This window comes from Hoeflea sp. AS60, assembly GCF_038900115.1.
GTDB lineage: Bacteria > Pseudomonadota > Alphaproteobacteria > Rhizobiales > Rhizobiaceae > Hoeflea.
The window spans coordinates 36,620-55,167 of record NZ_JBBMQP010000005.1 but is presented as its reverse complement, the minus strand read 5'-3'; the positions used below and the strand labels follow the sequence as shown (position 1 = coordinate 55,167).

Genomic DNA, 18,548 nt, shown 5'->3' with positions numbered 1-18,548 from the left:
TGACAACACTGATGCAACCATACTTGCGATTGCGGAGGTGAGGCAGAACAAGAGCATCAGAAGCCAGGCATCACAACCAACACTTTGTCTCTGTGTTTTTTTTCAGCGCCGTTTACCAAAACGAAATGCTTGCAATGGATATTCGGAAAAACATTATGATTTGCATATGTATTGATTGAATCCTCTGTCTGTCCCGAAACTCAATTCGCCGGAACAGACAAACAAAAATCGCCGAACGATCCATCCCCGACCGTACCCATTTTGTTTTCGGTAATTGAACCGCAGCAATAAAGAGAAATCTCCATGATAAAGATGAATATCAGCAGCAAATTCAACACGCTTCTTTTTGGTGCAGCCCTGATTTCCGCGGTCACAGTTGCGGGAACCGTGATTACGCTGAGCGAAAGCTTTGTATCCCAGGCAATGCAGGACAAGCTCTCCAGCGTCGAGACCGAATTCCTCTCGGAGCTGTCGGCTTCGCAGCGATCGGCCACCATGCTTGCCAAGCTTGTTGCCGAACAGCAGAGCGTCAAGCAATCCTTTGCGGCAGGTGATCGTGATGGCCTGGCAACCGAATTCAAGAACTCGTTTGAAATGCTCAAGAACGAGTATGATGTCCGCCAGTTCCAGTTCCATCTTCCCCCGGCCATATCGTTCCTGCGGGTCCACAAACCCGAGAAATTCGGCGACGACCTCTCAGGCTTCCGCAACACAGTGCTTCAGGTCAATTCGACCAAGGCCAGCCTTTCCGGCCTCGAAGCAGGCGTCGCAGGCATCGGCATCCGTGGCCTTGCTCCGATTTCGCTCGATGGCAAGCACTTGGGCTCGGTGGAATTCGGCCTCAGCCTGCACTCGGGCTTTGTCGAGAAATTCACCCGCAACACCGGCAATCCTGCTGCAATCTTCGCGCTCCGCGACGGCACCCTCGCCGAAATCGGAACAACATTGCCTGCAGGACTGGACCCGGTGAAATCACTTGCCCTGGCGGACCTGGTCGGCAAGCGCGTCACATTTGAGGAAATGCCTGAAACAGAAGGCGTCTTTGCCAGCATCGTGTTTCCGATCGCAGATGTGTCCGGGGCCACAATCGGCGTCGCCCTCGTCACGGTTGACCGGACCAGTTACAACGCAATCGCCAACAACGGCCTCTGGGCGGCGGCGGCCGTGTTCCTCCTGATGATCGTGATCGCCGCGACAATCGCGCTGATCAGCAAGCCGCTGATTTACCGTCCGCTGGCCAGCATGACCGATTACATGGGCGTGCTTGCAAAGGGTGATTTGAAAACCGAAGTCCCATTCGCCCAGCGCTCGGATGAGCTCGGGTCGATGGCCAAGGCCGTCGAAGTGTTCCGCAATTCTGCGTTGCGCAATATCGATCTCGAGAATGAAGCCGAGCAGACACGCTTCAGCTCCGAGCAGGAACGCGCCACAAACGAGGCGGAAAAAGCCCGCCAGGCGCAGCAGCTGCAGGAAGCGGTCAGTGCCCTTGCTGAAGGCCTCGGCAAACTGGCAGATGGCAATCTTGCCTTCCGCATCACCAAGCCCTTCCCCGGCTCGCTCGAAGCCGTCCGCCAGGATTTCAACACTTCCATCGAGAGCCTCGAGGCCGCGTTCACCACCATCTCCACCAGCTCGACCAACATCGGCCAGGGCACAGATGAGATCCGCAGCTCGACCGACAACCTGTCACGCCGGACCGAACAGCAGGCTGCCTCGCTCGAACAGACCGCAGCAGCCCTCGACGAGATCACCTCAACCGTGCAGGCTGCCCACAAGCGGGCCACCGACATCGGACGCATGGTCGGCGAGGCATCAAGCGTTGCCAGCGAATCCGAAGACATCGTCAAGGACACCGTGACAGCCATGAGCGAGATCGAAACCTCCTCCAAGCAGGTGGCGCAGATCATCGGTGTCATCAACGAGATCGCTTTCCAGACCAACCTTCTGGCCCTGAATGCCGGCGTCGAAGCAGCCCGCGCCGGAGAAGCAGGCCGCGGCTTTGCCGTGGTTGCCCAGGAAGTCCGGGAACTGGCCCAGCGCTCGGCAAGTGCAGCCAAGGAGATCAACACGCTGCTGGAGAAATCCGAAGCCCACGTCCAGTCGGGCGTGACCCTGGTGACACGAACCGGCGAGGCCTTGCAGAAAATCGGCGGTCATGTGCAGTCGATCAACTCCAACGTCAAGGCCATGGTCACCTCCTCGCAGGAACAGTCGGTCGGGATCCAGGAGATCAACACCGCCGTCAACCAGATGGATCAGGTGACCCAGCAGAACGCCGCGATGGTGGAGGAAACCACCGCCGCCGTGCACACGGTCTTCGAGGAAACCCAAACCCTCAACCAGGCCATCTCCCGCTTCCAGATCAGCGCAGTGGTCAACCATCAGCAGCGCAGAGCACGCGCCGCCTGATACGAGGTTCCTTACGGAGCGAATTGAAATCGCGCGCACCTTGAGGGTGCGCGCGATTTTGCATTTCCGGGGCTCAGGTTCAGTCAGACCTTAAAGTTGTCGAACTCGTCCTTGTCGAGCGGCATCAGCATCACCGCGGTCGCCAACACAACAAATCCGTCCGCGCCTGCGAATTGCCCTTGCATGCGTCATTCCGTGCCACGACAACCTCGTATGCTTTGCAGCATTTGCAAGACAGGTCGCACACGGGACGGGTCAGGCTACGCGGGACGCCCGTTGCGATCGCCCGAACCGGATGCACCTGTCGGAACACTGAAACCGGTTCTGGGGTCGCATCTGCAACCCTCGGGAGAACGTCCTTGCTATGGTGCTGGCAGAGCAGTATATTTTTTTGCATCATGTGGATGTTACCCGTGTGATGCAGAGGAGAATTCTTGCATGACCTCCATTGTGGAGGTCGACTTGGTTTTGGGAGGAACTAATTCATGAGATTTCAAAATATTGCATTGGCCGCACTGTCAACAACAATGTTGACAGCCACATCCGCGCCCGCATTTGCAGCACCCACGACGCTGAAATGGGCCCATGTTTACGAGGTCAGCGAACCCTATCACACCTGCGCCGTGGCAGCCTCGGACCTGCTGTCCAAGGCCACCGACGGCCGCTACGACATCGAGGTCTTTCCGGCCTCGTCGCTGGGCAAGGAAGTCGACATCAACGAGGGCCTCGGGCTCGGCACCGTGGATATCATCTACACCGGCCAGCTGTTTGCCGGCCGCTCCTATGGACCGATCGCCATTGGCGGCGCGCCCTTCATGTTCCGCGACTTCGACCATTGGGACAAGTACCGCAACTCGGAGCTCTTTGGCGAAATGTCAAAGGGCTACGAGGCAGCCTCGGGCAACCACATCACATCTATGACCTATTACGGCCAGCGCCACGTTACCTCCAATGTCGAGATCAAGACACCCGAGGACATGAAGGGCCTGAAAATCCGCGTGCCCAACGCGCCGCTCTACATGATGTTCCCGGTGGCTGTAGACGCCAACCCGACACCGATCGCCTTTGCAGAGGTCTATCTGGCGCTGCAGCAGGGAACAGTCGACGCCCAGGAAAATCCGCTGCCGACGATCCAGGCCAAGAAGTTCTATGAAGTGCAGAAATACATCACGCTGACCGGCCACATCAGCGACGCGCTGATGACAATTGTCAGCGGCTCGACCTGGGGCGGCATGAGCCCGGAGGACCAGACCGCACTTGACGGTGTGCTCGATGAGACCGCCACTTGCGCCAGCGACCAGATCATCCAGAAGGAAAAGGAGCTGGTACAATGGTTCAAGGACAATGGCGTCACCGTCAACGAGGTTGACCGCACGCCCTTCCGCGAAGCCACGATGAAGCTGCACAATGGCCCGGACGCCACCTGGGACCAGGCCACCTACGACAAGCTTCAGGCCATCAAGTAGCACCCCGACTGGATAGTTGCGTTGCGCGGCGGCTGATAGTCGCCGCGTCCCGGTCCCTTCGGAGGTTGCCTGATGTCGACAGAAGACAAATCCACACCTGACTCCTCGATCGCCAAGCTGATCCACGAGGAAGACGAGGACCTGACCGGCTTCCAGTGGGATGACGGACTGGTGCTCACTGTCTTTTGGGCGCTGGCCTTTGTGGTCTTTCTGCAGTTCTTCACCCGCTACGTGCTCAACAATTCGCTCGGCTGGACCGAAGAGATCGCCCGCTTCCTGCTGATCACCGTGACCTTTCTCGGCGCTGTCATGGCGGTCCGGCGTGAAAGCCAGATTGCTGTGGAGCTTGCCTTCCGCTGGCTGTCGCGCCCGGTGCGAAAGGCGCTGCAGTTCTTCATCGATGTCGTAGCCATCGTGTTTTACGCGTTCATGGGCTTTCTCTGCACGCAAGTTGCCGGCAAAACCCAGCAGATGATGGTCTCGATCAACTTTCCGAAATCATCCGTCTACTGGTTTATCTCCGCCTGTTTCCTCGCCATGACGGTCTATGCGGTGGTGGTGTTCTGGCGTCACCTGCGCTCAGGCACCAGTCGCCTGATTGACCCGGAGACCGCCAAGGCGATCGGGCCGACGCTTTGAACGCCCACGCTTTTAACATTGGCAACGTTACACCCTGCGCATTGAGCAAAGGCACACCATGCTTCTGACCCTTCTATTCGTTATGGTCTTCGCGCTGATCGTGCTCGGCGTTCCCGTCGCCATCGCATTGGCCGGGTCCTCTGCGGTGTTCATACTGCTTGATGGCCATGTGCCCGGTCTTGTCGTCGCGCACCGGATGATCAACGGCGTCGATTCCTTTCCGCTGCTGGCGGTACCCTTCTTCATCCTCGCCGGAAACCTGATGAACAGCGCCGGCATCACCGAGCGCATCTTCAATTTCGCCAAGGCGCTGATCGGCTGGCTGCCAGGCGGTCTCGGTCACGTCAATATCGGCGCCTCGGTGATTTTTGCCGGCATGTCAGGCGCAGCAGTCGCTGACGCAGGCGGCCTTGGCGCCATCGAGATCAAGGCTATGCGCGACGCCAATTACGATCCGGGCTTTGCCGTCGGCATCACCGCCGCCTCCTCGACCATCGGCCCTATCATCCCGCCATCGCTGCCGATGGTGATCTACGGGGTCGTTGCCGGCGCCTCCATCGGACAACTGTTTGCCGCGGGCTTCATTCCCGGCCTGTTGATGGCGATGGCGCTGATGATCATGGTGGCCTTCTACGCCCACCGCTACAAATACCCCCGCGACCAGGCTTTCAGGTTCTCGGTTCTGGGCCGGGCCTTCATCCACGCCTTCCTGTCGCTGATGACGCCGGTCATCATTGTGGGTGGCATTCTCTCGGGCGCTTTCACCCCCACCGAGGCCGCAATCGCTGCCTGTGCCTGGGCGCTGATCCTGGGCCTGTTCGTCTATAGGACGCTGACCGTCAGGCGCTTTCTGAAGGTGTCGCTGGACACGATCGAAACCACATCCGTTGTGCTGTTCATCGTCGCCGCCGCATCGATCTTCGCCTGGATCCTGACGTCAAACCGCGTGCCCGAGCACTTCGCCGCCTTCATCCTTGGCGTCTCGGAAAACCCGATCATCGTGCTTTTGCTGATCAACATCATCCTACTCATCGTCGGCTGCTTCATGGAAACCGTGGCGGCGATCACCATCCTGGTGCCGGTGCTGCTACCAATCGCCGTCAGCGTTGGCGTCGATCCGGTGCATTTCGGCGTGATCCTGGTGCTCAACCTGATGATCGGATTGCTGACCCCGCCGGTCGGCATGGTGCTCTATGTTCTGTCACGGGTGGCGAAGGTGCCGTTCGAGCGCTGCGTCACCGCGACCGCACCATTCCTGATCCCGCTGTTTGCCGTTCTGATGCTGGTAACTTTCTTCCCCATGTTCACCATGTGGCTGCCAACGCTGCTTTATCGCTGAGAGCGCAAGGACAAAGAACAAGCGTCAGACAGTTCGGTCACAATTTGTCGAACTCGTCTTTGTCGACCGGTATCAGCATCACCGCAGTAGCCATGACCGCGAATCCGAAAGTGGAACCGAACGAAACCAGCAGAATGAAAAGAGCTGCGGTACGGCTCGATGACCCCCAGATCAGGTCACCGAACCCGTTGATGTTGAAATACACCACCGCTGCAGCCACAGCCCAGCCGATCAGGACCCCGAGTGCGGTGTTGACAAGCACGAAACGGATCAGTTTTGGCATGGCGAAATGCTCCCTGGCTCCGTGCGACCGCCGTGATGGCGTGATCGGCATCTGATCAATAAGCGTCTGAGCCGGTCGCAGTTCTGCGCTGTTTATACGGGTTTTGCCATGTGACTGATCAGCACGTGCTTACCCCCCGGGTTCAATCCGCCATTGTCTCCAGACTGGCAAATCCGTCCGCCCCCTCGCCGTCAAACGGCGTTGTCACTTCGACAAAATCATCGGGATAAAACCCATTAAAGCGTGTTCTGAGCGACAGCGAATAGGCTCCGATGTGGCCGATCTCGATCCAGTCACCTGTATCCACCGTTTCGGGCAGCCAGAAAGGGCGTGACAGGATGTCGACGGAATCGCAGGTCGCGCCGCACACCTTGAACGGCACAACGTTCTCGGCATTGCCCTTGCGGATACGCCGCGCCGGATCCGGGATGAAGCGGGCAGGCAGCGTGATCTTGCCGGTCCAGCTGTCCGACAGCGAGGCCCAGATACCGTCATTGATGTAAAGCCTGCGGCCTTTCCTGAGCAGCACACGCACGATCAGCGAAAATGCCCGCGCCACCACCACCCGCCCCGGTTCAGCCACCAGCGGCATGTCATCAAAGGCCCATTCGGTGATGTTGGAGCGGAGTTCGCCCATCAGGTCCTCAAGCGGCGGCATCGGTTTGACCTTGCGGTTGGGGTTATGCCCATAGACCGCCGGAAACCCGCCTCCGACATCGAGCCCGACCAGTGGCACGCCGGCGCGGTTGCGCACCCAGTCGGCGGATTTGAGCGCCAGCTCATAGGACTCCGCTTCCTCGACCTGGCTGCCAACGTGAAAGCACAGCCCGACCTTGAAACCGATCTTGTGCAGCCGCTGCACCAGTTCCACCGCATGACCGGGCGCCGCACCGAACTTCTTCGACAGCTCGTACATCGCATGGCCCTTGGTCTGCAGCCGCACGAAGATGCTGATCGAGCCCGGATCGAGATCGAGCGCACGGACGATCCGGAGCACCTTGGCAATCTCATCCTCATGGTCGAGCGACATCACACGTATGCCGTATTTTTCCAGCGCAAGGCGGATGTCAGACTGCGCCTTGACCGGGTGCATGTAGAGCATCTCGGCTGTCCTGGAGGCCTTACGCACCGCCTCGAATTCGCCCGGAGAAGCGACATCAAAGATCTTCACTCCGGCTTCGACCAGCGTCTTCAGCACCATCGGCTCGCCATTGGTCTTCACCGCATAAGCCGTGTCGCCGGGAAACAGCTTCATGAACTGTCGAGCATCCTGCTTGAGCACCTCCGGTCTGAAACAATAGAGCGGATGATCCGGCCTGAGATCGAGTGCTGCTTCGGTTCCGGTGGCGAATCTTTGCATTGTGGTCTCCAGGTTGGGCCGGGACAGTATCAACCGGTCAGACAACCGGCAAATGACAGCGGATGGGGCAAAGCCGATTTCGGGTGGTGCGCGGTCGCGGAACATGGCAATCAGCGGAACCGCCCAGCTAGGAAACCTCAATGCCCCAGACTGCCAATCGTTCCATGGATCTCGCCACCTGGGGCCTCCTCATCCTGCTGGGCCTGATATGGGGTGGATCGTTCTTCTTTGGCCGCATTGCCGTGCAGCATGTGCCACCCATGACGCTCGTGCTGTTTCGTGTGAGCCTTGCAGCCATTGCGCTGCATCTGGCTTTCGGCCGGATGCCCGGATTCTACCAAACCCTGTTCAGCCGATGGCGCGAACTTCTGGTTCTGGGACTGATCAACAACGCCATTCCCTTCACCCTGATCTTTTTGGGCCAGACGAAGATCGGCTCCGGCCTCGCCTCCATCCTCAACGCCACGACCCCGCTCTGGGCCGTGCTGGTCGCGCAAGTCTTTACCACCGACGAGAAGATCACTCCGGCCAAGCTGATCGGCTGCGCGCTCGGGCTTGTGGGCATGGTACTGCTGATTGGCCCCGCGGCACTGGGGCTCACTGACAGCCCGCTCTGGGCCAAGCTCGCCGTGGTCGGCGCCGCGATCTCCTACGGCTTCGCAGCATCCTTCGGCAAGCGCTTCAAGGGCATCTCGCCACGCGTCACCGCCACCGGCCAGCTGACCGCTTCGACCCTGATCATGCTGCCTCTGGCCTTCATCGTCGATCGCCCATGGACGTTGCCCATACCACCGGTCGATGTGATCGCGGCCATGCTGGCGCTCGCGCTGGTGTCAACAGCCTTCGCTTATGTCGTGTTCTTCCGCATCTTGAGCGTCGCAGGTGCCACGTCTGCCTCGCTGGTCACGTTGCTGGTGCCACCTGCCGCAATTCTGCTTGGCATCCTGTTTCTGGGAGAAACCCTCTCGCTTACCGAAGCGCTTGGACTTGGGCTGATTGCGCTTGGCCTCTTGTCACTGGACAACCGGCTCGGCATAAAACGGGTGTGACAGGTCTGACGGCCTTTCCGCTCTGAGAGGGTCAAGATGGAAATCAATCGCATGATGAGCCTGGCGGCGCTGGTCAAGGCACGCGACGCGGGCAAGGCCAATCCTGAGCTGATGGTGGCGCTTTGCCGCGACGCCATTGCCCGCAAGGACGACCGCATCAAGGCTTTCGCCCATGTAGCCGACAGCCCCTCGATCCAGTCCGATGGCCCGCTCGCCGGAATTGCGATCGGGATCAAGGACATTTTCGACACATTCGATCAGCCCACATCCTATGGATCGCTAGCCTATGAGGGTTATCAACCCCGCGTCGACGCGGCGATTGTCGACCTCGCCCGCAGGCAGGGCGCCACGATCATCGGCAAGACCGCGACCACAGAATTCGCCTATTTCAAGCCGGCAGAAACCGTCAACCCGCACAATCACGCCCACACCCCTGGCGGGTCCTCCTCAGGCTCCGCGGCTGCGGTGGCTGCAGGCATGATCCCGGCTGCCATCGGCACGCAGACTGGCGGCTCGGTGGTGCGCCCGGCAGCGTTCTGCGCCGTCACAGGCTACAAGCCGAGCTACCGCATGCTTCAGGCGACCGGCATGAAGCATTTCGCCCCCTCGCTCGACACCGTCGGCCTGTTTGCGGCAGGCGTCGAGGATGTAGCGTTGCTGGCAGCCCTGCTGACCGGCCGCGATCTTGCCGTCCCGGCGGGCGAGCACGAGATCGATCCGGCAGGCATCCGCGTCGGCCTCTATCGCTGTGGCCAGCTCGAAGGCGCCGATGAGGCAATGCGCGACGCTCTGACCAGGGCTGCGGATCTGGCAGCCAATGCCGGCTTCGATGTCGGTGAGATCGGCGAACCCGAGGCGATGGCCCATGCCCGCGACGCCCACGCAACCATTCAGGATCATGAGGCGGGTCTTTCCTGCGGCCCCGATCTGGCCCGCTTCCGCGATCAGCTAAGCCCCGTCCTGATCCAAACCATCGAACGCGGCCAGGCGATTGTGCCGGCGGACTATGACGCTGCCCGCAGGCTGGTCAAACGCGGACGCGGCGCAACCCGGGCCCTGTTTGGCGAAGTCGATATCCTCCTCACGCCGTCCGCTCCCGGTGCAGCGCCGCTTGGACTTCAGACAACGGGTGATCCGCGCTTCAACAAACTCTGGACGCTGATGGGAACGCCAACCATCAATATTCCGGGCCTGAGTGATGGTGCAGGCATGCCGCTTGGCATCCAGGCCATCGCCCGCTTTGGTCAGGACAAGCGCCTGCTTGGTGTTGCCGCCAGGCTCGAAAAGGCGTTTCGCACCTGACCAGCTCTGGCCGACGTTCTGACAAGTGCGTTTACTGCAATGATGCCAGTCTGTTGGCACGGTTCAGAGCACGCCACCAGGCCTTTTTGGGCATAAAACGGCGGTTGAGTTTAAGGCAAAATTGCGGCAGGCCCACTTGGTTGTTTGGCGCAATTTATTCCCCATTAAGGAGTATTTGACAGTTTCTTAACAGATTCTTTACTTGCTAATAAATGTTTTATTTCAAATGGGTATGGACGAGAAGAGGATGATTTTGCCCGTTTTTAGCTGCACTGCAACAACGATTTTCCTTTTCATGGAGCCCAAGCCATGACTATCATTTGGCTGTAGACGCGATGGAGGACCACCATGGGATTTACGCAGTCGCTCAATGCCCTTGTGATCTGTGCAGCGTTCATATTTGTTGGAGCAATGCTCTTCATCTGACCGTGAAGGGCTTTGAATAAAGTCAAAAGTTAAAGGGCGGGAGCGTTTCGACACTCCCGCCCTTTCATCGTTAAGCCGGTCTGCTTACCCCTACGCCCAAGAGGGCGAGGCCGAGCCTGAGGCGGGGCTGTTGAGCCTATTGGCTGATCAGGCAGCAGCACCCACCGCGCTGCTGTCATCGCCCCGCAGTCCCAGCATGTGGCAGATCGCATAGACCAGCTGGGCCCGGTTCATTGTGTAGAAATGGAAATCGTCGATCCCGCGCTCGACAAGGTCGTTGACCTGCTCGGCTGCGACCGCCGCAGCGACCAGCGCCCGCGTCTCTGCATCCTTCTCAAGCCCGTCGAACCGCCGCGCCAGCAAATCAGGCACCGAGGCGCCACAGAGCTTTGAGAACCGCGCCACCTGGCCGAAATTATGGATCGGCAGAATGCCCGGCACGATCGGGATATAGATGCCTGCGCGCCTGACCCGTTCGACATAGCGCTCATAAATGTCGTTGTCGAAAAAGAACTGCGTGATCGCCCTAGTGGCGCCGGCATCAACCTTGCGCTTGAGCATGTCGATATCGGTGGCGAAATCCGGGCTTTCAGGATGACGCTCCGGATAGGCCGATACGGAAATCTCGAAATCGGAGATTGCGCGCAGACCCGCCACCAACTCCGCTCCATTGGCATAGCCTTCCGGGTGCGGCTCGTAGGCAGCGCCAACGCCTTCCGGCGGATCGCCCCTGAGTGCGACGAAATGATTGACGCCGACGGCCTGAAATTCACGTGCGACGGCATCAACAGTCGCCTTGTCCGAGCCCACGCAGGTCAGATGCGCCGCAGGCGCAAGTGCTGTCTCCTTGCTGATCCGGGTGACGGTGTTCAGCGTCGGTTGCTTCGTCGAGCCGCCTGCCCCGTAGGTGACAGACACGAAATCAGGCTTGAATGGCGCGAGCCGCTGAATGCTTTCCCAGAGCTGGCTCTCCATGTCGCCGTTCTTGGGCGGGAAGAACTCGAAAGAGACCTTGATCCGTTCGGAAAGCGTTTCTGCGCTGGAGCGGAAGGAGCTGTTCATATCAGGCGGTTCCTGTGCTGGAAGACGTGGTATCGGCGGCAATCAACAGGCGCGGATCGCGAGCGAGCCAGATGGTGACCGTGAGCGCGCGCGTATCGGCCGAATCGGGTGGAAGATCGACGATCTTCTCGACGCTCAACCCGGACTGCTCGAGCCAGTCCGCAACCTGGCGCTGGCTGAAGCCAAGCCGGGCATGGGCATGCTCGAGACGAAGTTCTTCATGGTCGTGCGCGGCGAAATCGACCACCACAACCCGGCCGCCCGGCCTGAGCATGCGCGCAGCTTCCGTGATCGCCGGCAGCGGATCATGCAGAAAATGCAGGACCTGGTGGATGGTCACCACATCAAAGCTTTCGCGCTCGAGCGGTAGATTGAAGATGTCACCCTGCCGCACCGAAGCGTGGGTAATGCCGGCATCGTCGAGCTGCGCCCGGGCAATGGACAGCATGCTGCGGCTTGAATCGATGCCGATCGCCCGGCGATAGCTGCTGGCAAGCAGTTCCAGCATCCGGCCTGTCCCGGTACCCAGATCAAGCAGTCCGTCAAACGGAGTGCGCCCGATCAGCCTGAGGATTTCTGCCTCCACCTTTTCATCGGACACATGAAGGCTTCGAAGATCGTTCCAGCTTTCCGCATTGGCCGAGAAATAGGCCTCGGCCCGGCTTGCGCGCGCTTGTTTAACTGTCGCCAGCCGCTCGGCATCTCGCGCCAGATGGGCATCCGATGATGAAGTCGCATTGAGGGCCTGCTGCATAAGCTTCGCCCGCACGCCATCGCGTGTCAGCCGAAAATAGGCCCAGGCGCCTTCCTGGTAGCGCTCGACCAGCCCTGCTTCACCCAGCAACTTGAGATGCCTCGAGATCCTGGGTTGCGATTGGCTCAGCACTTCCGTCATTTCACTGACAGTGAGGTCGCCGTGGCTCAAGAGCGCGATCAGGCGCAACCGTGTCGGCTCGCCGGCGGCTTTGAGAACCTCGACGCATTCCTCAAGAGTGAGGGGAGAAAGGGACAGCATCTAAAAACCTCAAAAATGATATAAAGATATGTTTATGTCATTCTTGAGCTTCTGGCAAGCGCAATGTCGCAGCGACAAAACAAATTGTCGTTCTGGCTTGCCTGTTGCCGGGACTTTGCCCCAAACGATGATTTGGCCGGAATGCTGCAGCGAGCGATCAGCCTGCAGGATAAATCCACTGTTCCCAGATATGTGCGGTCACCGCTTCGCCGTTGGTGATGACACCTGGCTTTTCCACCCAGGCCACGACGCCGCGGCGGCGCTTGGCGGCCTTGACGAAGGAGAGCGCCAGCGACGTCTCGTCCATATCGGGAAAATTCTTTGCAATCGAAGCCCCGGCAATCCGGCAGGGCCCGTTGTCGCCGTCGATCCTCAGCGTCACCCCACCTTCGAAAAACAGTTGTGTTCGCGGTGGCAGCATCGAGAGCAGCGGAATGCCGTCGATCACCAGATTGGCGCCGATCCACGCGGGTTCGATCCGGTCGATGCCCATCTGCGCCGCTGCAACGGCGAGCTCGTCGGCTGCCACGATCGACAATTGCCGCTCGTTGCGCATTTCGGTGCCGCGCGGATACCATGGCTCGCGGCCACCCGATTTGCGGGTCGGCCCGGCATGATAATCGCCCTCGACGCCATCAAATCCCATTGCCAACGATGTGACGTCCCCGGTCGGGAAATCACCTCCAAGGGCTGCCAAAACCGCGGACACGGTGCCCTTGATCCGCCGCGCCGGACGGATCTCGGGCAAGACTGGGCCTTCGGTGGGAAACATAGGCAGGGTCATCGGTCGCTCCGGAAATGACTGAACAAGGACAAAGCAGTACCGAAAGCAGCGCTGATGGACCAATCAAAATGCGTGAACACATGTGACCACGCGGACCATACACCACGGCATCCGTTGGGTCGCCGGCAACCCTGACGGCACACCAATTCTCCCTGCCGCAAAACTGTGATAGGATAACCCATCGGGGAGCTGCAACCATTGATCAGGGAGATCATCGATGATGCATGCCACTTTTCTTTCAAGATCCGCTTGTCTGGCTCTGGCTCTTGCCTTGAGCCCCACGGCCACCTCTTACGCCGCCGACCTCTCCTGCAACGGCCTTCTCGAGACCGGGCAGTCCATGATCTGCGCCGGCTCCGAACCGAACTGGGGGGTGGTACTCAAGTGCGATGGCGGCATGAGCGCAACTTTCCTCGACGCATTCTCAGGCGACGGCATCCAGAGAACGCCCGGCAGCATCAGCTTTGCGTCGGAGAACCCCTGGCAGCTTGAAACCAGCCATCCGGTCACAGGCTCAATCGCCTACACTCCGGGCGGCTGCACCGAGGAAAGCGACGCCGTGCGCGACTTCACCTTCACCCCCACCGGCGCGCCCGGCCTCTCCGCTCCGTACTACCCGTTCTGCTGCCGTATCGAGTGACGATCGCGTCTCACCAGGCGAGCGGTGAACCATCGTAATTGTAGAACTTGCCTGTGCCGTCGAGCGTCAAAGCCTCGGCGATCTTGAGAATGCCGCCCGCACTTGTGGCCGCATCGATATCGGCCCCTGCCCCACCCATATCGGTCCTCACCCAGCCCGGATGCAGGTTGGCAACGGCGATGCCCATCGGCTTCAGATCTGTCGCCAACCCCTGCATCACCTTGTTGACCGCCGCTTTCGACGCACGGTAGGCGATCCGGTCGGAACTCGCATGCGAGAGACTGCCCATCCACGACGTAACAGTAAGAATACGAGGGTTTGCGCTCAGCTTGAGATTGGGCAGGAAGGCCTGCACCACTGCGAGCGGCGCCAGCGTGTTGATTGCAAACGTCTCGGCAAACCCATCAAAATCCATATCCAGCGTAGATTGCCGCTCCGGCCCGATCGTGCCGGCATTGTTGATCAGGATATCGATCGGCGTGGCTAGACCGGCCGCCGCCGCCCGCACCGCCGCATGGTCGGTGACGTCAAACACCATGTCATGAAACCTGGGGTGGTCGCAGATATGCGCATCTGAATCTGTGACGACAGTCCGCGCCGAGCCATAAACCGTCCAGCCCTTTGCCAGCGCCTGCTTGGCCAGCTCAAGTCCAATGCCGCGATTGGTTCCGGTGATGAGGATGGTGGTCAACGATAGATCTCCCTCCGGTGCCCGATCTCTATGACCAGGACCGTCATTATGCCTTGTGAAATCCGCACAATGATCCGCAAATCGCCAACACGGAATCTCCAGAGCTCCTCGCTCTTGCACTGCAACCGCTTGGCAAGCTCACGAGGATCGGGGTGTTCGGCAACTCGTTCATTGAGAAAAGCAAGCACGCGAATACGATCCGCATGGCTGAGTTTCGATAACTGTTTCCGGGTTGATTGTGTGAAGGAGACAACCCAGGTCATTCTGCGGCGTAAAGCGAATTTCCATTCTCGTCAGTGCTGTTACCAAACTCCGCAAGGATGTCAGCCAAGGGGATGCGTTCGCCATCATCGTTGGCAATCGCAGCTTCTGCAGCCGCTAGATCTTCCAGATCCTCAAGCCGGTCCTTGATCGCAAGCAACGCCAGTTCTTCACTGCTCATGCCGATCTCATCGGCAAAGCGGGCCAGCAATTGCTCAAGTTCGTCGGGCAGATCGAGTTGGATCATCGCAGCGTTCCTTTGCACAAAGTGTAATGCTCTCGGCGGCGCAATTCAACAGCGCTTCAATCAGGCCACTCAAGGCCTGATTGAATACTTTCAGTTCGGAAACCAGCAGAAACCTACCGCGTCAACGGCTTGTACGTCACCCGCTTCGGATTGACGCTGTCCGCGCCGAGCCGGCGGATCTTGTCCTGCTCATAATCCTCGAAGTTGCCTTCGAACCATTCGACATGGCTGTCACCTTCGAATGCCAGAATGTGGGTGGCGAGCCGGTCGAGGAACATGCGGTCATGCGAGATGATAACGGCGCAGCCAGCGAAGTTCTCGAGCGCTTCTTCAAGCGCACTCAGCGTTTCGGTGTCGAGATCGTTGGTCGGCTCATCGAGCAGCAGCAGGTTGCCACCGGATTTCAGAAGCTTCGCCAGATGCACACGGTTGCGCTGACCGCCCGAGAGCGTGCCCACCTTCTGCTGCTGGTCGCCGCCCTTGAAGTTGAAGGTCGAGCAATAGGCGCGGGAATTCATCTCGTGCTTGCCGAGCTTGATGATATCGTTTCCGCCGGAGATTTCCTCCCAGACGCTCTTGCTGCCATCGAGCGAATCGCGACTCTGGTCGACATAGGCGAGATCGACCGAATCGCCGACGGTGATAGACCCTGTATCGGGCTTCTCCTGCCCTGTGATCATCCGGAACAGCGTGGTCTTGCCGGCGCCGTTGGGGCCAATCACGCCGACAATGCCGCCGGGAGGCAGCTTGAAGGTGAGATCATCGATCAACAGACGCTCGCCATAGGCCTTGGATACGCCTTCGACGTCGATCACCTGGTTGCCGAGCCGCTCGCCGGTCGGGATGATGATCTGGGCTTCGCCCGGACGCCGGTCATTGGCCGACTTGACCAGTTCGTCATAAGCCCGGATACGCGCCTTGGACTTGGCCTGCCGCGCCTTTGGCGAAGAGGCAATCCATTCCTGTTCGCGGCTGATCGACTTCTGGCGGGAAGCATCTTCGCGCCCCTCCTGCTTCATCCGCTTGGACTTGGCATCGAGATAGGCGGTGTAGTTGCCTTCATAGGGAATGCCCTTGCCGCGGTCGAGCTCGAGAATCCAGCCCGTGACATTGTCAAGGAAGTAGCGGTCATGGGTAATCATGATCACGGCGCCGGGATATTCCCGAAGGTGCTTCTCGAGCCAGGCGATGCTTTCCGCGTCCAGATGGTTGGTCGGCTCGTCAAGCAGCAGAAGGTCAGGCTGGCGAAGCAGCAGCGCACACAGCGCCACACGACGCATCTCACCACCTGAAAGCGCCTCGACGCTGGCATCAGCCGGAGGGCAGCGCAGCGCTTCCATCGCCATTTCGACTTGGCTGTCGAGATCCCACAGGTTCTGCGCGTCGATGATGTCCTGCAGTTTCGCGCCCTCGTCGGCGGTCTCGTCGGAATAATTCATCATCAGTTCGTTGTAGCGGTCGAGCACGGCCTGCTTCTCGGCCACGCCTTCCATCACGTTCTGCAGCACCGTCTTGGAGGCGTCGAGCTTGGGCTCCTGCGGCAGGTAACCGAGTGTTGCGCCGTCAGCCAGCCAGGCCTCGCCGGTGAACTCGGTATCGAGCCCGGCCATGACTTTCAGAACCGTCGATTTACCGGCGCCGTTGGGGCCGAGAATACCGATCTTGGCATCCGGGTAGAACGACAGATGAACGTTCTCGAGGACCTTCTTGGCGCCAAAGGACTTATTGAGCCCCGCCATATGATAGATAAACTGTCTTGCCACGATGCGCTCCAGACATGATTGGGATTGTTGACCGCTGTCTATGCGAAATGGGGCGGAAGGGCAATGAGGCGGGAGCCGAACTCCCCAGATCAGCACGCCGGCAGCTTATTCCGTCGGGCGCTCGACACGGCTGATGCGCCAGGCCTGCACACCGGCATAGGCGCTTTCAGGCACATGGTTGGTCATTTCGAAATAGCGCGGATGTTCAGCCACCTCGCCCGCCGGGATTGGCGACAGCTTCCAGCGTTCGGCGACGAAGGTTCCGGGTTGGGCAGCCTGCTTGAGCATTTGCAGGAATGTCTGGTCGAACACGATGGCGCCTTCAAGATCCATCGATAACAGGCTGGCGCCGTCAAACACGCTGTCGATGATCATCCCGTCGCGGAAGCTTGCCCCGCCAATGGACGCTTCGCCAAAATCCGCCATCGCCACCACCGCGCCATCAAACACCGGCGCAATGGCATTGATGCGGGCAAAACCGGTTTGGTGAATGACACTGCCTTTGAAGCTGATCCCGGCCATGCTGGTCGGCAGATAGTCAAAACCGTCCGCGCTGAAGGGCTCGATCACGTCGGCGGCTGCCAGCGACGAAAAGTCGGAACCGCGAACAACTGCGTTTTCGATCCGTGCATGATCAAGCTGCGCCGCACCAAACTGGCAGTCGACCATCCGCGTCCAGGAGAAGTCTGCAAACGCAAGTCGCGCATGCCGCATCGAAAGCGCGCCAGCCACTTCGCGGCGAAATTCCGCAAAGGAGAAGTCGGCCCCCAGAAAGGTCAGCGCCTCGGTATTGAGAATCGAATTCGCCGTCAGCATGGTCAGAAGATCACCGCGCTCGGGACTGACCGGACGGTCGACCAGGCGCTCGGTGTCAGGGCGAGTCGGCCCGCTGTCGAGCACCGATCGATTGGCCACAGCGTCTGGGCGCCGGGCAAGCGCCGTGCGCATCAGTCCATCGGTGTCGCGCGGGTTTGCGTTGGACGGCGCCAGGTAGCGGTAAGGCCGCGCCACAAGGCTTGCCGCTATGATGCGGCCACGCGTCGAACTGGTCAGGTCCGACAGGTCGAAATTCTCGATATTGCCACCACTATCGAGGAACCTCTGCCGTTCAGCGCCGATCAGCGCGCCAATCTCCACCACTTCAGGACCGATCTGGGCGCTGCGTTCGGCTTCAGCCAACTGGATCTGGGTATCGATCAATGCATTCTGGAAATCGATCCGCTGGTTCTGTTCGACCAGCAGTCCGGATTGTGCCCTGAGCAGCTTGTTCTGCTCAAACAGCAGTGCCGATCCTGCCAGTGCCGCCATCGCAGCAATCAGCCCGGTGATTGAGGCCACAAGCCATCTACGGGTGGTAATCCAGGCATATCTGGCCAGCGCGATTTCGGCGAAATCCCGCGCGGCCTGCGTTGCCTCCTCAACCCGCTGTCCAGCGGCATAGCGCGCGACATCAGCAAGCGGGCCGGCAAAACGGGTTACCTCCACTTCAGAGCGCTTGAATACCCAGCGCCACAACGGCTGCCGGAACACGAAGATCAGTGACAGGATGACGAGAACAAAAAGCAGCGCGCCGAGCACTATTCCCAGAACCACAGAACCGTGATCGGTGAGGAAGCCGGGCATGAAGATCGCCGCCGGAATCCCGCATGCAACACCCAGCACGAACACAAGCATGCCCCAGCCAGCGCGCGCGCTGCGACGCGCGCCTGACTGGTTTATGGATGCCTGGGTTGACGCTTTTTCGTCATCCCCCAGCAACGCATCAAGGTCACCGGCATCCATCGGATCTTCATTGGACACTTCGCGCCATCC

At 59.6% G+C, this 18,548-nt stretch carries 16 protein-coding genes; 7 read left to right on the top strand and 9 right to left on the bottom strand.

Going from position 1 to position 18,548, the window contains the following annotated elements:
* Nucleotides 1–303 precede the first annotated feature (303 nt).
* The 4 genes from WNZ14_RS21550 to WNZ14_RS21535 all read left to right on the top strand — a co-directional run bounded on the left by WNZ14_RS21550 (nucleotide 304) and on the right by WNZ14_RS21535 (nucleotide 5,853).
* Nucleotides 304–2,409, top strand: a complete 2,106-nt coding sequence (locus tag WNZ14_RS21550) for a methyl-accepting chemotaxis protein (protein WP_342870753.1) — start codon at nucleotides 304–306, stop codon at nucleotides 2,407–2,409.
* Nucleotides 2,410–2,894: 485 nt separating this feature from the next.
* Nucleotides 2,895–3,875, top strand: coding sequence for a sialic acid TRAP transporter substrate-binding protein SiaP (locus tag WNZ14_RS21545; RefSeq protein WP_342870752.1), 981 nt, complete (start codon nucleotides 2,895–2,897; stop codon nucleotides 3,873–3,875).
* A gap of 72 nt (nucleotides 3,876–3,947) precedes the next feature.
* The gene (locus WNZ14_RS21540) at nucleotides 3,948–4,514 is read left to right on the top strand and encodes a TRAP transporter small permease (RefSeq protein ID WP_342870751.1); all 567 of its coding nucleotides are present in this window, start codon (nucleotides 3,948–3,950) and stop codon (nucleotides 4,512–4,514) included.
* A 58-nt stretch (nucleotides 4,515–4,572) separates the two neighbouring features.
* Nucleotides 4,573–5,853, top strand: a complete 1,281-nt coding sequence (locus WNZ14_RS21535; protein ID WP_342870750.1) for a TRAP transporter large permease — start codon at nucleotides 4,573–4,575, stop codon at nucleotides 5,851–5,853.
* Nucleotides 5,854–5,890: 37 nt separating this feature from the next.
* Here the strand turns inward: WNZ14_RS21535 and WNZ14_RS21530 are convergent, their stop codons facing one another.
* Nucleotides 5,891–6,136, bottom strand: coding sequence for a hypothetical protein (locus tag WNZ14_RS21530; RefSeq protein ID WP_342870749.1), 246 nt, complete (start codon nucleotides 6,134–6,136; stop codon nucleotides 5,891–5,893).
* 142 nt (nucleotides 6,137–6,278) lie between these two features.
* Complete coding sequence (locus WNZ14_RS21525; RefSeq protein WP_342870748.1) at nucleotides 6,279–7,496, bottom strand: alanine racemase; 1,218 nt, start codon at nucleotides 7,494–7,496, stop codon at nucleotides 6,279–6,281.
* A gap of 140 nt (nucleotides 7,497–7,636) precedes the next feature.
* On the opposite strand from WNZ14_RS21525, the gene WNZ14_RS21520 reads away from it, so the two are divergent.
* Together WNZ14_RS21520 and WNZ14_RS21515 are read left to right on the top strand one after the other, a co-directional pair.
* Nucleotides 7,637–8,545: a DMT family transporter gene (locus WNZ14_RS21520; protein WP_342870747.1), complete on the top strand. Its 909-nt coding sequence runs from the start codon at nucleotides 7,637–7,639 to the stop codon at nucleotides 8,543–8,545.
* Between the two features lie 36 nt (nucleotides 8,546–8,581).
* Nucleotides 8,582–9,847: an amidase gene (locus WNZ14_RS21515; RefSeq protein ID WP_342870746.1), complete on the top strand. Its 1,266-nt coding sequence runs from the start codon at nucleotides 8,582–8,584 to the stop codon at nucleotides 9,845–9,847.
* A 573-nt stretch (nucleotides 9,848–10,420) separates the two neighbouring features.
* Here the strand turns inward: WNZ14_RS21515 and metF are convergent.
* The 3 genes from metF to WNZ14_RS21500 all read right to left on the bottom strand — a co-directional run bounded on the left by metF (nucleotide 10,421) and on the right by WNZ14_RS21500 (nucleotide 13,134).
* Nucleotides 10,421–11,335: a methylenetetrahydrofolate reductase [NAD(P)H] gene (metF, locus tag WNZ14_RS21510; protein WP_342870745.1), complete on the bottom strand. Its 915-nt coding sequence runs from the start codon at nucleotides 11,333–11,335 to the stop codon at nucleotides 10,421–10,423.
* Between the two features lies 1 nt (nucleotide 11,336).
* Nucleotides 11,337–12,350, bottom strand: a complete 1,014-nt coding sequence (locus tag WNZ14_RS21505) for a metalloregulator ArsR/SmtB family transcription factor (protein WP_342870744.1) — start codon at nucleotides 12,348–12,350, stop codon at nucleotides 11,337–11,339.
* A 157-nt stretch (nucleotides 12,351–12,507) separates the two neighbouring features.
* Nucleotides 12,508–13,134 (bottom strand): MOSC domain-containing protein, encoded by a 627-nt coding sequence (locus tag WNZ14_RS21500; protein ID WP_342870743.1) that lies wholly within the window; start codon nucleotides 13,132–13,134, stop codon nucleotides 12,508–12,510.
* Between the two features lie 217 nt (nucleotides 13,135–13,351).
* Between WNZ14_RS21500 and WNZ14_RS21495 the strand changes: the two genes are divergently transcribed.
* Nucleotides 13,352–13,774, top strand: coding sequence for a hypothetical protein (locus WNZ14_RS21495; RefSeq protein ID WP_342870742.1), 423 nt, complete (start codon nucleotides 13,352–13,354; stop codon nucleotides 13,772–13,774).
* A gap of 10 nt (nucleotides 13,775–13,784) precedes the next feature.
* On the opposite strand, the gene WNZ14_RS21490 is transcribed toward WNZ14_RS21495, so the two are convergent.
* The 4 genes from WNZ14_RS21490 to WNZ14_RS21475 all read right to left on the bottom strand — a co-directional run bounded on the left by WNZ14_RS21490 (nucleotide 13,785) and on the right by WNZ14_RS21475 (nucleotide 18,536).
* Nucleotides 13,785–14,465 carry an SDR family oxidoreductase gene (locus WNZ14_RS21490; protein ID WP_342870741.1) on the bottom strand — a complete coding sequence of 227 codons (681 nt, stop codon included), beginning with the start codon at nucleotides 14,463–14,465 and terminating at the stop codon, nucleotides 13,785–13,787.
* 259 nt (nucleotides 14,466–14,724) lie between these two features.
* Nucleotides 14,725–14,973 (bottom strand): hypothetical protein, encoded by a 249-nt coding sequence (locus tag WNZ14_RS21485; protein ID WP_342870740.1) that lies wholly within the window; start codon nucleotides 14,971–14,973, stop codon nucleotides 14,725–14,727.
* A 113-nt stretch (nucleotides 14,974–15,086) separates the two neighbouring features.
* Nucleotides 15,087–16,736 carry an energy-dependent translational throttle protein EttA gene (gene ettA, locus WNZ14_RS21480; protein WP_342870739.1) on the bottom strand — a complete coding sequence of 550 codons (1,650 nt, stop codon included), beginning with the start codon at nucleotides 16,734–16,736 and terminating at the stop codon, nucleotides 15,087–15,089.
* A gap of 105 nt (nucleotides 16,737–16,841) precedes the next feature.
* Entirely contained in the window at nucleotides 16,842–18,536 is a 1,695-nt protein-coding gene (locus WNZ14_RS21475; RefSeq protein WP_342870738.1) for a pentapeptide repeat-containing protein, read from the bottom strand.
* Between the last annotated feature and the right edge of the window lie 12 nt (nucleotides 18,537–18,548).